This is a genomic window from Corynebacterium mycetoides (assembly GCF_900103625.1).
Lineage (GTDB): Bacteria > Actinomycetota > Actinomycetes > Mycobacteriales > Mycobacteriaceae > Corynebacterium > Corynebacterium mycetoides.
Genome location: NZ_LT629700.1, coordinates 2,088,136 through 2,101,714, shown reverse-complemented (window position 1 = coordinate 2,101,714; position 13,579 = coordinate 2,088,136). Strand labels below are relative to the sequence as shown.

10 protein-coding genes and 2 pseudogenes are annotated in these 13,579 nt (G+C 63.3%); 3 read left to right on the top strand and 9 right to left on the bottom strand.

The genetic code is table 11. The features are described from left to right. Positions 1 to 358: 358 nt before the first annotated feature. From BLS40_RS10140 to BLS40_RS10125, 3 genes and pseudogenes are all read right to left on the bottom strand, one after another. Positions 359 to 547 (bottom strand): annotated as a pseudogene (locus BLS40_RS10140) (IS1249 family transposase); the annotation flags it as partial. A 247-nt stretch (positions 548 to 794) separates the two neighbouring features. Beyond that, the gene (locus BLS40_RS10130; RefSeq protein WP_092150768.1) at positions 795 to 2,138 is read right to left on the bottom strand and encodes an IS256 family transposase; all 1,344 of its coding nucleotides are present in this window, start codon (positions 2,136 to 2,138) and stop codon (positions 795 to 797) included. 33 nt (positions 2,139 to 2,171) lie between these two features. Further along, positions 2,172 to 2,429: a transposase family protein gene (locus BLS40_RS10125; protein WP_092151789.1), complete on the bottom strand. Its 258-nt coding sequence runs from the start codon at positions 2,427 to 2,429 to the stop codon at positions 2,172 to 2,174. 232 nt (positions 2,430 to 2,661) lie between these two features. Here BLS40_RS10125 and BLS40_RS10120 point away from each other — a divergent pair, with 232 nt between their 5' ends. After that, positions 2,662 to 3,060, top strand: coding sequence for an SHOCT domain-containing protein (locus BLS40_RS10120; RefSeq protein ID WP_092151788.1), 399 nt, complete (start codon positions 2,662 to 2,664; stop codon positions 3,058 to 3,060). 111 nt (positions 3,061 to 3,171) lie between these two features. On the opposite strand, the gene BLS40_RS10115 is transcribed toward BLS40_RS10120, so the two are convergent. The 3 genes and pseudogenes from BLS40_RS10115 to BLS40_RS10105 form a co-directional block, all read right to left on the bottom strand. Then, entirely contained in the window at positions 3,172 to 3,582 is a 411-nt protein-coding gene (locus BLS40_RS10115; RefSeq protein ID WP_157672476.1) for a hypothetical protein, read from the bottom strand. A gap of 16 nt (positions 3,583 to 3,598) precedes the next feature. Continuing rightward, positions 3,599 to 4,756, bottom strand: coding sequence for a GIY-YIG nuclease family protein (locus tag BLS40_RS10110; protein ID WP_092151784.1), 1,158 nt, complete (start codon positions 4,754 to 4,756; stop codon positions 3,599 to 3,601). Continuing rightward, positions 4,753 to 5,715: pseudogene (locus tag BLS40_RS10105) on the bottom strand (DEAD/DEAH box helicase); the annotation flags it as partial. The gene BLS40_RS10110 and the pseudogene BLS40_RS10105, both read right to left, overlap by 4 nt. Before the next feature lie 32 nt (positions 5,716 to 5,747). On the opposite strand from BLS40_RS10105, the gene BLS40_RS10100 reads away from it, so the two are divergent. Then, positions 5,748 to 8,057: a DUF262 domain-containing protein gene (locus BLS40_RS10100; protein WP_092151782.1), complete on the top strand. Its 2,310-nt coding sequence runs from the start codon at positions 5,748 to 5,750 to the stop codon at positions 8,055 to 8,057. Positions 8,058 to 8,149: 92 nt separating this feature from the next. Here the strand turns inward: BLS40_RS10100 and BLS40_RS10095 are convergent, their stop codons facing one another. Beyond that, entirely contained in the window at positions 8,150 to 9,001 is an 852-nt protein-coding gene (locus BLS40_RS10095) for a polysaccharide deacetylase family protein (protein ID WP_231908452.1), read from the bottom strand. 18 nt (positions 9,002 to 9,019) lie between these two features. Continuing rightward, a complete protein-coding gene (locus BLS40_RS10090) occupies positions 9,020 to 9,391 on the bottom strand; it encodes a PH domain-containing protein (protein WP_092151780.1) in 372 nt (123 codons plus the stop codon). A gap of 162 nt (positions 9,392 to 9,553) precedes the next feature. Between BLS40_RS10090 and BLS40_RS10085 the strand changes: the two genes are divergently transcribed. Beyond that, entirely contained in the window at positions 9,554 to 11,716 is a 2,163-nt protein-coding gene (locus BLS40_RS10085) for a catalase (RefSeq protein ID WP_092151778.1), read from the top strand. Here the strand turns inward: BLS40_RS10085 and BLS40_RS10080 are convergent, their stop codons facing one another. Then, complete coding sequence (locus BLS40_RS10080; protein WP_092151776.1) at positions 11,717 to 13,333, bottom strand: NAD-dependent epimerase/dehydratase family protein; 1,617 nt, start codon at positions 13,331 to 13,333, stop codon at positions 11,717 to 11,719. Positions 13,334 to 13,579 lie beyond the last annotated feature (246 nt).

Genomic DNA, 13,579 nt, shown 5'->3' with positions numbered 1-13,579 from the left:
AAAATGTTCGCCGGCGGGTGCGACATTTTTCACTTTCCCCAGGTCGGGGTTCACGGGCCGGCAACATTGTGCACTGGGCGTGAGCCGGCGCCGTAACCGCGGCCCGGTGTGGTGACCCCGGCAGAGGCGATGAGCGGCCACACCACGCCCAACTTGGCCAGTTTTGATTAGTGGCTAGACAACTAGCAACTTTGGGTATCACACCTCCCCCGCCACACCCTCACCGTGTCGGGACCGTTGTTGTGCTCGGGGATCGCACAAGTTGAACCATGCAGAGCCTTGACCTATAGCGCAAAAAGAGGGTTAAGTAGCAAAAAGTGTGTCCGGTCGGCGTGTCGTCGGTCGAACACTTTGCTTGCTATTTCATGGGGCCTTTTCTGATTCCTATCGAGTGGTTGTATTCGGTTGGGATAGCGTTGTCGTAGAAGGCTGGTCGTCCTGTTTCTTGGTCGGCTTTGTTGTGGTCTTCTTCGACAAGGTCGTTGACTTTGGCGAGTTGGTCTTGTCCGAAATTGCACTGCCTGGCGATCGTGAGTGGATCGTCAGGTCCGTCTAAGAGTCTCACGCGGGTGCAACGGTGAGGGGTGTAGAGAACGCACGGTGGGCGGTTGCGAATAAGTGACCACGCTGGCAGCCGAGAGGTACGAGCGATGAAAGATCAGCTCGAGCATTAGCGAACGTACTGACGTCGCTTTATTAGGTGTACTGACCGGGTACGTTGCGGGCACGCCGGTTCGGCGCACCGCCACAGCCGCTTGGAGCGTGTCAAGTTGTTTGTGTGTGGGGCGTGATTATTAAAGGTAGGGCTCGAAGCGGTCAGGGTAAGCCACAGACATCTGGTTGATGGCCTGCTTCCAGTTCGTCACCCGCCTGCCCTCGATCAGCCGGCCGCTGGTCGCCGCGACCCGTTTGCCCTGCTTAGCACGCTTGGCGGCCCGTTTGTCCTCAATGTTGCAGATCATCAACCACAAGGTTTTGATCGCAGACTCATCGTTGGTGAACTGCACCCGATTCCGGGTGGCTTTACGCAGCTCGTTGTTCATCGACTCAATCGAGTTCGTGGTGTAGATCACCTTCCTAGCCATCGGTGGGAACTCCAGGAACGGGATGAACCGGTCCCACGCATCGCGCCACACCTTGACTGACTGCGGATACTTTTCCCCCAGCTCGGAGGCCTCAAACTCCGTCAACGCCGCCAGAGCGGTTTGCTCGGTGGGGGCGGTGTAGATCTTCTTCAACTCGGCGGACACCGCCTTACGATCTCCATAGGCCACCCACCGGTTTGCTGCCCTGATCAGGTGGACGACACAGGTCTGGACCATCGAATCCGGCCAGGTGGCTTCCACAGCCTCCGGCAGACCCTTGAGCCCGTCACAGCACACGATGAACACATCGTGCACTCCGCGGGTAGCGAGGTTGGCACACACCTGCGCCCAGAACGAGGCTCCTTCCTCTTTAGCCAGCCAGATACCCAGGATGTGTTTGATCCCCTCCATGTCCACCCCGATAGCCAGGTACGCGGATTTGTTGACCACCCGGCCCCCGTCACGGACTTTGATCCGTAACGCATCGAGGAAGACCACGGGGTAGAACTCATCAAGTTGGCGGTTCTGCCAGATCATGACCTCCTCGAGGACCGCATCGGTGATCGCGGAGATTGTTTCATGGGAGATGTCCACGCCCATGGCGGTGGCCATGTGGTGCTGGATGTCTCGGACGGTCATGCCACCGGCATAGAGACTGATGATCATGTCGTCGACGTCGGTCAGCCGGCGGGATCCTTTGGGCACCATTGTCGGCAGGAAGGATCCGTCACGGTCCCGGGGAACAGCGACATCGACCGGTCCGTAGTTCGAATCGACCCGCTTGGGGTAGGAACCGTTACGGGAATTGTTCTGACCAGCGGCTTCCTTGCTGTTCCGGTCGCCGTGCTGGTAGCCGAGGTGGGCATCCATCTCGGCGTTGAGACCCCGGTTGATCGAGGCCTGGAGCAGGCCCCGGACGAGATCGTTGGCATCCGTGGTGGAGGTGCCGAGCTCGTCGATCAGCTTCGCCATCTCAGGATTGGCGAGGAGCTTTTCCTCGATCGCTTTGATCTTGGCGGAGTCCTCTGGGTTTCGTCGTGCCACGGTAGTCATTCTGGTTCATCTCCTTGGTGTGAGGGGAATCCCTCACACACAAACCATCTGACACCCTCGCCGCTTGCGCCACACCAGCAGCACCGGCCGCCCCGCCGAGGGGATGTCACGCACCAGATGCTCACGCCGGCCGTGGGCCACCGCGACCACCCCGCACCGCGGGCACCCGGTCACCGACTCGGAGGTCTCCACCAACAGCTCCAGCTCACCGCCGTACTCACCGGCGGCAAGCACCACCAACCCCGAGATGCCGAGCATCGCAGCGGGCAGGACGGTAGCCTCAACACTCACCTGGGACTCCTCTCGATCCGTTGCTTGGTCGCTACGAATCGTGGAGTCCCAGGTCCGTCTTCACCAGCCCAACCCGGTCAGCGCGTCGCAACCCGGCTACCACGCTTGGTGAGGAAGATCTGCTAACGTGGTTCGGCGACGGCCCGGGCACGTCCTTGTTCCTAACCGTCGTGCGCTGGGGTCCGCGTGGACCGCTCGGCCAGCGTCCATCCAGTCAGGAGGCAATCAGCAGATGTTCGACGACAACGGCTCATTCCTGCTCGCCATGTTCGAGTTCTTCATCTTCTTCGCATGGCTCATGTCCCTGTGGTGGATCTTCGGAGATCTCTTCCGCAGCAAGGACCTCGGCGGCTTCGCGAAGACGCTGTGGGTGGTGTTCATCGTCGTGCTGCCGTTCATCGGAATGCTCGCGTACCTGCTTGTTCGAGGTCGGGGGATGACCGACCGCGCGGTCGAGGCGCACCAGGAGCTCCAGCAGCGGCAGGATGAGTACATCAAGTCCGTCGCCGGCGGCTCCGCCGGATCGAGCCCGACCGATGAGATCGCCTCGGCGAAGGCCCTTCTCGACTCGGGAGCGATTACCCAGCAGGAGTTCGACCAGATCAAGGCAAGGGCGCTCTCCTCGGTCTGACCCTGGTCCGCTCCCTCGCCAGCCGCAGCGTCGCGGTCCGAGGGCGGCCATCCGGCGCGGCCTTGTCGCGGGGCGAATTCGCGGTTCGCCGGACGCTGGCCAGCTTGGCTCCTAGGCTCCGGGTGCCGCGCCGCCATCGAGGGGGCGCCACCTGACCTTGGGGGTCACTTCCTGGGCCTCCCTCAGATCCGACAGAAGGCTGTTTCGTTCGCGCTCGTAGTCCAACCGTGCTTGCACAGCCTCACGGTCGACCAGAATCTGAGCCTCTTCCACGGCGGAAACCCGCGGCTCTTCCGTTTCCTCCTTTCCCAGCGGGGGCTTGGGTTGGGAGGGTTCCGTTGCACGGTTCTGCAATTTGTGGCTCTCGGCCTTATCCAACGATTCGGTTGTTTCGACCGAGGTGAGTTCGTCACTTTTGCTGGCGGCTTCGATGGCGGCAAGCACTCGCACCGCCCACTCCGGCTTTTCTTCCGGAGCATCGGAAAGTGATTTCACCGGACGCGGCCTCTTGTACTTAGGCACTGATTAGCCCTTCCGCTTATACCCGCCCGGTAATGGGAACCAAGTCCCCCACCGACGGCTCGTAGACGTAGTCCACGATATCTCCGGACATGATCATCTCGATGGCCCGGTCGATGACGGTAATCGGCACCAGGAACCACTCGGTGGCAGCCGCCGAGCCGCCGACAGCGTCAACCACTGCCGCATCGAGGCGCACAGAGGCGAACACGCGGTGCAGCAGGTGCTCGAGCGCGGATGGGCGCAGGTTGTATACGCGGTAGTCGGCGACGACTTCCACGGGCGCATTGAGATAGGTCGCGCTTTTCTCTGCCCCGGCGATTCGGGAGGCCACGGTCCCTGTGGTGTAGCCGATCTTGTATAAATCGCCCAGAGAACGCAGATCCGGGTGCTCGCTCAGGGAGCGCAGGACGTAAATGTGCCCAGTCTCGACATCGGCATCGCCGATCTCGGTTGCGTCCATTCTTGTCCGCGTCACCGCTTGACCGTTCGACTCGTAGATTCTCGTGGCCAGTGATTCGCGGTACATGGAAGATTCTGTGCCGTTTTCAAAAATTACGCGCAGACGCGGCTTCGTCTCCCCTTCTGCTGGTTCGCGAACCTCTGCCACGAATGCCATCACGCCTCCGATGACGAAAAAGCGGCCTTCTTTGATGGTGCGTTCGCCGGCGAAAACAGTGAGCTTCCAACCACCACTGGCAAGCCCGGCGTGCTTGTCCGCGAAGAGCTGCTCGAACCGCTCGAAATCGGAGGCCTTCACCCTGGTGGCCCGGTCGTGGTCGTTGTCGGGGCTCTTGCGGGCGGGAAGCCGCGAGACATCGAGAATATCCGGCACCTCGCCGATGAGGTCACCAGAGGCGAGCAGCTCATCCACCGAGGCCGGTGCTTCTTGCGGGGCGAGCAGACCCAAGTGATCACTGTCCCGGAGAGCGTGCATCTTTTCCTCGCTCGCCCTGATTCCCATGAGCCGAGCGCCGAGTTTTCGCTCCGAGATCGTCATCGTGTTTGGGTCCGGTTCGCGCCCGTTGGCTTCGACGAACTCGAGGATCTCCCCGAAAGCGCGGGTGAGGCGGTCGGCGGCGGTGACGGGCGCTGGCTTCTCCGGCGTGTCCAACAGCCCGTCGGTGTCGGACTCAATGAGTGCGTCGAGTTGGGCGAGAATGTGGTCTTCGGTCACTTGCCTGCCTCCAGCTCGGCTTTGCGTTGTGCTGCTGCATTGCGTACGACAAGGAGGGCGTCGGCAAGCCTGCGCTCCTCATTGTCTTCAGTTCGGCGGTCGGGCTCCCTGCCGTTGGCCGCGATCCAGGCCCTGACTTGCGGGATCAGAGCCAATGCCTCCTCGATCGACATCTCCACTCGGGTTGCGTAGATCGAGTCGGAGATCAGCTTCAGCACGGAGGTGTTGACGGATTTGGACAGGATCTCGAACGCCCGCTGGAACGGGTTGATGGAATCGATCAGATTGATGGTGAGGTCGTCGATATTGACAAACTGGTTCGCCATCTCGATGAACCGCTTGTCGCCCACCTGCTTTTCGCGGCCCGACTTGACCACGGAGTCGACCACCACGCGCTGGCGAACCTCCTCCACCTCGTTTTCAGTGAGGTCCGGGTACTGCTCGCGGATGATCTTAGGGATGAGCACCTTGTTCGTTGTTTCGGCCTCCACGCTTCCTACGGCAGCACGCGCGAACGTGTCGTCCTGCAGGATCTTCGCCTTCAGGTCGTTGAGGTCGGTGGACACGATTTGCCGCACCCGGTCGGTGGACGGTTCTTTCAAGCCGGCAATTTTCAGAGTGTTGCCCTCGCTGGCGTCATTCGGGTCCTTCTTCGCCTTGAAGTTGAAGTTCTGTGCAAGCACCTGCTCCATGAGAAGTGAGGCGGTGATCGCCTTGAGCATGTTGTTCACTGAAACCGTCACCTCGCTCTGCGAGGCATCGGGCTCGGCCAACAGGTTGGTGAATTGCGCGTGGGATTTGCCCTCGACGTCGCGGGTGACTCGGCCGATGATCTGGATGATTTCGGTAAGGGAAGCTCGGTATCCCACCGTCAGCGCGTGTTCTGCGAATGGCCAGTCGAAGCCTTCCTTCGCCATCCCGAGCGCAATGATGATGTCCACTGCGTCGCGCTCCTTGGACGTGCGAACGGCTGTTCAACGACATCGAAGAAATGGTGGACGCCAAACGCGAACGTCATTTCTTCGGGTCGGTGGTGGGAAACCCCGAAGACTCATTCACGTGGGTGGTTATCGATGGCCAACAGCGTCTGACCACGGTCAGCCTGCTCATCCTCGCCTTGGTGCATGCAGTGCGCGACGGTGAGGTGGAAGAAGGGTCGGAGGGATTGGCAAAGAGACTGTTGAACAACTACTTGCTTCTGGGCGACACTGACAAACAGAAGTTTAAGCTCAAACCCATCAAGGACGACCAAGATTCCTATGCCAGGCTTTTCGGTCCGCCGGAACTTTTCAATGCCACTTCAAACATTACGTCCAACTACTCCTACTTGAGGGACCGCCTTCGAAAGACTCACCTCAACGCCGACGACCTGTGGAACAAGGGGATCTCGCGCCTGCAGGTGATGCACCTCGACCTCGAGCCCGGAGACGATCCGCAGCGTATCTTTGAAACCCTCAACTCAACCGGGCTCGCGCTCAAGGAGTCCGACAAGATCCGCAACCTTGTGCTGATGGGCTTGCCCCACGACGAGCAGGAGCGCGTGTATGAAAAGTACTGGAACGAGATGGAGAAAAACGTCGAGTTCCGGACGGATACCTTCATCCGGTGGTATCTCACTGCGCAGACCTCCAGAACCCCGAAGGAGGCGGACGTCTTCGAGGCGTTCAAGGACTTCGCGTCGAAATCGCCCAAGAGCACGCCCGCGATCGTCGAAGACATGTACCTGTTTTCAACGTTTGAGAGGGCCCTCACCAAGGCAGATACCGGCATCTCAGCCGTGGACCGCCGTTTGCGCACCGCCAACATGGTGTTCGGTGACGTGGTCAAACCTTTTCTGTGGCTGACTTACCGCGACCTCAAAGAGGGTGTCATCAGTGCAGACGACTTCACTGCACTCCTTGCTCTCATAGAGACCTACATCTTCCGACGCGTTGTTGTGACCGTGGCATCTAACGCATTGAACAAGATCTTTGCCAACGCGTATTCGGAGCTACGGAAGCTGCGTCGGGGCGAGGAAACATACAGCGACGTCCTTGCCTACATGCTGTTGAGTCGCGGCCACAGCGGGAGGTTCCCCGACGACGAGGAGTTTGCCGAGGCGTTCCGCACCCGAGACTTCTACCATATGAAGCTGAGTTACCGTCCCTACCTGTTCCAGATGCTCGAGCGCGGGCACTCCCTCGATGTGGCCGACATTGCCAACTACTTGGTTCAGGGCGAGCTCACCATCGAGCACATCATGCCCCAGACACTAAGCAATGCCTGGCGCGACGAGCTCGGGGCCGATGCCGAGGACATCCACCGCACCTGGGTAAACCGGATCGCCAACCTCACCATCACCGGTTACAACTCGCAGTACTCGAACTCCTCCTTCAAGACAAAAAAGGAAATGCCCGGGGGCTTCCTCCAGTCCCCCTACGCCATCAACAACTACCTAAAACAGCAGAACACGTGGGGGGTAGAGCAGCTCAGCGAACGCTCCGGGCACATGGTCGCGCGGGCGCTCGAACTCTGGCCCCTGCCGCACACGGACTTTCAACCAGTCCGAGACGTGCTTCAATCTGAGCCGCTGGGTGAGGAAACCGACTTCACCGGTGTGGAAGTGTCCGCGGTTGAAATTGGCGGGGCGAAAACGGCGGTGAAATCATGGGCAGATCTCCTGGTCGTTGTCTTCAGGTCGTGGATGGAAACCCACCGAGAGGAGGTGCTCACCGCGGCGGTATCCGAAGCGATGCTCGACACCCACGGCGGCGAATCCGACGTTTCGGCCAACGCAAAGATGCGCGAGGTTGACCCTGCCCTGTCAGTGCGGGTGAACACCTCCACCTCACAGAAAGTTTCCCTGATCCGGAGGATATGCAGCGCGATCGACTTTGACCCGGATGACATCACGCTCTTCCTCAAACCCCACTCTCCCTCGGGCCCTGTTGCTGCCTCAGATCCCGATCCGACTGTGGAATCCCCGTATAGCGAGATCGTCGCGCTTCTGCCGCTGGTGGAGGAAGTCGAGGGAAGCAGCATCGACGCGGACGAGACAGCCGAGCTGCGGGAGAACCTCATCTCCGCCCTACGGGGTCATCTTCCCTCCGACCCGGCGGCGGTGCTCGGCGGTCAAGACCTCAGCTCATTCATGGCTGCACGCCCGGTGGAGACCCTCTCCGCCGAAGAGGTGCTGGCGTGCTTCGGGCTTCTGGTTCTCATCGCCCAGATCATGGGCGGGAACCAAATGCACGCCCAGTTACTCAGTGGTGAGATAGGAAACCTGCTGCGGCGGCTTAACAACATTTCCCCGGCCGCCTGAAGCCCCACCGCGCCAGTGAAAAATGTTCGCCGGCGGGTGCAACATTTTTCACTTTCCCCAGGTCGAGGTTCACGGACCGGCAACATTGTGCACTACACCGGCGCCGGCCCCAGCGTGACAAAGCTGAACCCCGCGGCGCGTAGCCGGGGGATCGCCGCCCTCACGCCGTCTGCGGTGCCGTGCCCGGGCTGGTTCATGTGCATGATCACTATGGCGCCCGGGTGGCTGTGCACCAGGGCGGAAGCCACCGCGTGCCCGGACATGGTGGCCCCGGCGTCTCCGTTGACGGCGAACCCGGCGATGGCCACACCCAGGTCGCGGGCGATGCGCACCGCCACGTCGTCGTAGTGAGCCGTGCCGGAGCGGAACCAGTTCGACTCCACCCCCAAGAACTCCCGCATGAAACGGCGGTTGTCCTCGATCTCCTCCACTAGTTCCGCGGCGTTGGCGGTGCCGGGAATGCCGTAGGCCGCGCGGCCGCTGACCGACAGCGGCTTGTGCAGGGTGCCGTGGTTTTCGATCTGGAACAGAGGGTTCGCCGCGATCTGCTGCGCCCGCTGCGGGTTCGCTTCGATCCAGCGCTTGTTCCAGAACAGGGTCGCCGGGACCGCTTCTTCGTTAAGGAGCGTGAGCAGGGGGTCGTCGATAAGCGAGCCGTGCGGCCCTCCGCACGCGTCGAAGGTCAGGGCGATCGTTTTCGAATGCGTGTCAACCGTGGTCACGATTCCCGGCAGGTCGATCCCCCACTGGCGCGCCTCGGCGCTTGAGTACCGCGAAGCGACGTCCTCTACAACGGTCGCGGACGGCGGTGGAGGGGGAGGAGACGGCGCGGGGGCCTCCGGGGCCGGCACCCCGGCATCCTGCGCCGCGCACGCCGCCGCGGTGCCGGCCAGCGACACCATCAGCCCCGAGAGGAGCACGTCGCGGCGGGTGGGAAATCTCATGGCTGTGGTCCTGTGGCGCTAGCTTGCCCCCAGCACGGCGCGGCCGATCAGCATGTCGATGCGGCGCACATCGAGGCCGCGGCCGATCTTGATTTTGATCTTGCCGGCGCGAGTCCACAGCTCGAGCTCCGCGTTGAAGTCGAGCGTGCCGGCGTTTTCGGTCGACCACATGTTGATGGCGGAATACGGCAGCGAGTAAACCTCCACCTTCTTGCCGCGCATGCCCTGCGCGTCGCGGACGATGAGGCGGTGGGTGGTGAAGATGGCGCTGTCGCGGAAGGTCTTGAAGGCCACGGTGGCCTGCTCCCCCGGGACGAGGAGCGCCTGCACGTCGTCGGGGATCGGGGTTTCTGCGACGAAGGTCCATTCGGTGATGGCGGCGGTTTCCATGGTGTCTCTCCTTCAGAGCTTGTGGGCGTTCTCCATACGAGAGTAAACGACACTCCACCCCGATAGGCAGCTTCAAAATTGGGCACCGACCCATTAACAGTTTTTGATATAACATCGCGGCCGGGAACACCCCCGACAGCCCGATAAGGAGAAGATCAGTTCATGGAACGCCCCAACACCCCCGCTGCTTCCCCGCAGGGCGACGCCGCGCCGGGAGCTCCCGGCAGCGCCACCCCGCAGAAGCCTGAGCCGTCCGAGCCGACCACTCCCCCCGAGCCGAAGGCCGACCAGCAGCCGCCGAAGGCGGTCTCCCCGACCGGTTGCCCGTTCCACATCGGCGCCGGCGAGCCCGATCCCCGCGCACAGCAGGGTGAGTACCTCACCACCGCCCAGGGCGCGCGCCTGAGCGAGACCAGCCACTCCCTGCGCGCGGGCACCCGTGGCCCGCTGCTGATGCAGGACCACCACTTCCGCGAGAAGATCACCCACTTTGACCACGAGCGCATCCCCGAGCGCGTCGTCCACGCCCGCGGCGCCGCAGCCCACGGCGTGTTCCGCTCCAACGGTAAAGCCTCGAAAGTTTCCAAGGCGGGCATGTTCGCGCAGGGCAAGGAAACCCCGGTGTTCTGGCGCTTCTCCACCGTGCTGGGTTCGCGCGGCTCCGCTGACAGCGTGCGCGACACCCGCGGCACGGCCATCAAGTTCTACACCGACGAAGGCACCTGGGACTACGTCGGCAACAACATCCCGGTGTTCTTCATCCAGGACGCCATCAAGTTCCCCGACGTCATCCACGCCGCCAAGCCGCACCCGGACCGCGAGATCCCGCAGGCGCAGAGCGCCCACGACACCTTCTGGGATTTTGTCGGTCAGCACACCGAAGCAACCCACCACACCTTCTGGAACATGTCGGACCGCGGCATCCCGCGCTCCTACCGCATGATGGAGTCCTTCGGCATCCACACCTTCCGCTTCATCAACGACGCCGGCGAGACCACCCTGGTCAAGTTCCACTTCAAGCCGCGCCTGGGCGTGCACTCCCAGGTATGGGAGGAAGCGCAGATCACCGCCGGTGTCGACCCTGACTTCCACCGCCGCGACCTCGCCGACGCGATCGAGGCCGGCGCCTTCCCCGAGTGGGACATGGGCGTCCAGATCTTCCCGGACACCGAGGACCAGATGTTCGAGGGCATCGACCTGCTCGACCCGACCAAGATCGTGCCGGAAGAGCTCGCCCCGGTGGAGATCATCGGCACCGTGACCCTGAACAAGAACCCGGGCAACTACTTCGAGGAGACCGAGCAGGTCGCCTTCCACCCGGGCCACCTCGTGCCGGGCATCGACGTGACCAACGACCCGCTGCTGCAGGGCCGCCTGTTCTCCTACCTGGACACCCAGATCAGCCGCCTCGGCGGGCCGAACTTCGGCCAGCTGCCGATCAACCGCCCGCACGCGCCCGTCAACGACATGCTGCGCGACGGCATGTACCAGCAGGGCGCGCACACCGGTGTTGCCCCCTACAAGCCGAACAGCCTGGACAAGGGCAACCCGCACGAGGCGACCGTGGAGGAGGGCGCGCTCATCGACGTGCCGCAGGCGGTCGAGGGCCACATCACCCGCGACATCCCGGTCTCCTTCGAGGACCACTTCTCGCAGGCGCGCATGTTCTACGTGTCCCTGACGGACGTCGAGAAGCAGCACATGATCGACGCTTTCTCTTTCGAGCTGGGCAAGTGCTACGAGGAGGCCGTGAAGTCGCGCTATCTCGACGTCCTCGCGCAGGTGGATCACGACCTCGCTGTGGCCGTTGCCGACAACCTCGGCCTGCCGCACCCGGCCGAGGTGCCCGTGGCCGAGGTCAAGCCTTCGCCGGCCCTGTCCCAGCTGGGCCGGACCTGGCCTATCGACGGCCGCCAGGTGGCCGTCCTCGTCGATTCCTCCTCCGCCCCCATCGGGGTCGGCGAGCTGCTGAACACGCTTTTCGACGCCGGCGTCACCCCGCTCGTCGTCTCCGACAAGGGCGGCGAGCTGACCCTCGACGGCTCCGCCGTGTCCGTGTCCCGCACCTTCCTCACGGCGCGGTCGATTGAGTTCGACGCCGTCGTGGTTGCCTCGGCGCCGAAGCTGCCCGACGTGGCGATCATGCTCGGCGAGTTCGAGCGCCACAAGAAGGCCATCGTCGCGGTCGGCGACCAGGGACGCGGCGTGCTTGACGACGCCCGCGTGGCCGCCGACCAGCCCGGCGTCGTCGTGGTGGACTCCGCCATCAAGGCGGCGGACCCCGTCACGGAGCTGCTCGCCTCCCACCGCGTGTGGGAGCGCTAGCTACCCCCTAAATGTCTCGCGATCGGCGCGCAGCGCGGTCGCCGAGGCGTACCCGTGGATGTCGCTGATGAGGCGGAGCTGACCATGCGCCGCCTCAATCAGCTCGTCGAACACCTCGGCCTTGACGCCGAGGTGTTCCGCGTTGTCGCGCAGGACTTCCCAGCCGCCGATCTTGCCAGCCACGGCCGACCGCAGAACCTCCGCCTCCAGCAGCAGCTCCGTGGGAGAGTTCTTCCGCGCCCGGCCGCCCAGTTTGAGCCGCCCGACCCGCTCCCCCGCCCAGGCGAGCGCCCCCTGCGACGGCTTGGGGTTCAGGCCGAAACTGCGCGTGATGTGCTCGAGGAAGTCCCGGTCTTCCCGGACCTCGCGGGCGAGGCGTGCGATCTGGGGAAATACCGGGGTGTCCTGGTGGTTCACGGTCATGGCGTCGAGGTGCTCCACCGCACCGCGCGCCCCGGTTAAGTGGTCGGCGAGGTATTGCCCGAGGAGGTCGAGGTCGATCTCGTCCGTGGGCGCGGGGGCGAACTGCGCTACCTCCGTTATCTTCACTGCAGAACGCTCCGCCCACAGGCTCGGGGAGTGGTGCCCGGCACCGTCGGCCATGGCGCGGACAAGCTCGCGCAGCGTGTCTTTCGCGCTGCGCGTGGGCGCCCACCCGAGCTCGGTCTTGGCTCGGGTGTTGTCCATCATGGGCACCCCCATCGCCATGTCGATCCAGCCCGCGTCCGCCGGGAGAGCACCGGAGCGGTGGGCCGCCGCTGCCGCCGCGCGCACGGCGGCGGGGGGCAGCTCGACAAAGCGGCCGTGGTCGATGACCTCTGCAAAGTCCTTCGGGTAGAGGATGTCATCGGCGCAGATGTTGAAGGCGCCGGTGGCGCGCTTCTTCGCTGCCGCGAGGTACGCCTGGGCGACGTCGTCCGCGTGGACGGCCTGGGCACGGATGCCCCGCGGCAGGGGGAGCACGGGCAGCTTCGCTGCGCCCAGCAGGCCGACCGGGAGCGCGGAGCCGAGGAAGAACCTCTGGATCTCGGACGCCGCCTCGGCCTGGAAGATGAGGCCGGGGCGCAGCCTGGCGACGGTGATGTCGGGGTGGGCCTTCTCGAAGGAGTCGAGAATACCCTCGACGGCACCCTTGTCCTCACTGTAGTGCGATCCGGCGATCCCGCGGGCTGGGAAGTCCTCCCCGCGCAGCTGTGGGGTGTCGTGCGCGCCGTCCACGTCGCCGCGGGCGTCGTCACGGCTATAGGCGCCGATGGAGGAGGCGACCACGATGTGTCTGACTCCGGCAGCCGCGGCGGCCGTAAGCACGTGCCGGGTGCCGTCGACGTTGACGCGGCGCAGCAGCTCGCGGTCGTGGTTGGGGTAAATGATCCAGGCGAGGTGGATGACGGTGTCAGCACCGGCGAACGCTTCCGTGAGCGCGGGGACGGCCTCACTCTCGCCCACCGCGGCTCCGATATCGATGCTGAGCCAGTCCACGCCCGCGTAGGGCTCCTGCTCGGGCGACGGCACGCGCCGCGAGATCCCGATGATGTCCGTGACGTCATTGTCGGCGTGCAGCGCGCGCAGCACCGCCGTGCCGACGTTTCCTGATGCTCCGGTGACGGCGATTTTCATGTGCGGTTCCCCAATTCGTAAACGATGGCTTGTGGTTTCGCCCTCCAGTGAACACGAAAACGCGGCTTCCCGCGTGCGCCGAGCCCCCTCGGGGAACCGCCCCACGGCCCCGAAAACTATGACATACGTCACGTTCTCCTCCCGTATGCTGGGCTTTTCTATAACGCACTAGGTATGCGGATTGCGTCGCCGGCCCGCAGCGGTGTTTTCTATAGCTCGATAGAACTCCATGGAAGAGAGTGAGGT

Excerpts from the sequence above, each read along its gene's own strand:
- BLS40_RS10080 (WP_092151776.1), bottom strand. The coding sequence starts at position 13,333 with ATGAAAATCGCCGTCACCGGAGCATCAGGAAACGTCGGCACGGCGGTG.
- BLS40_RS10095 (WP_231908452.1), bottom strand. The coding sequence starts at position 9,001 with ATGAGATTTCCCACCCGCCGCGACGTGCTCCTCTCGGGGCTGATGGTG.
- BLS40_RS10085 (WP_092151778.1), top strand. The coding sequence starts at position 9,554 with ATGGAACGCCCCAACACCCCCGCTGCTTCCCCGCAGGGCGACGCCGCG.
- BLS40_RS10100 (WP_092151782.1), top strand. The coding sequence starts at position 5,748 with ATGGTGGACGCCAAACGCGAACGTCATTTCTTCGGGTCGGTGGTGGGA.
- BLS40_RS10130 (WP_092150768.1), bottom strand. The coding sequence starts at position 2,138 with ATGACTACCGTGGCACGACGAAACCCAGAGGACTCCGCCAAGATCAAA.
- BLS40_RS10120 (WP_092151788.1), top strand. The coding sequence starts at position 2,662 with ATGTTCGACGACAACGGCTCATTCCTGCTCGCCATGTTCGAGTTCTTC.
- BLS40_RS10090 (WP_092151780.1), bottom strand. The coding sequence starts at position 9,391 with ATGGAAACCGCCGCCATCACCGAATGGACCTTCGTCGCAGAAACCCCG.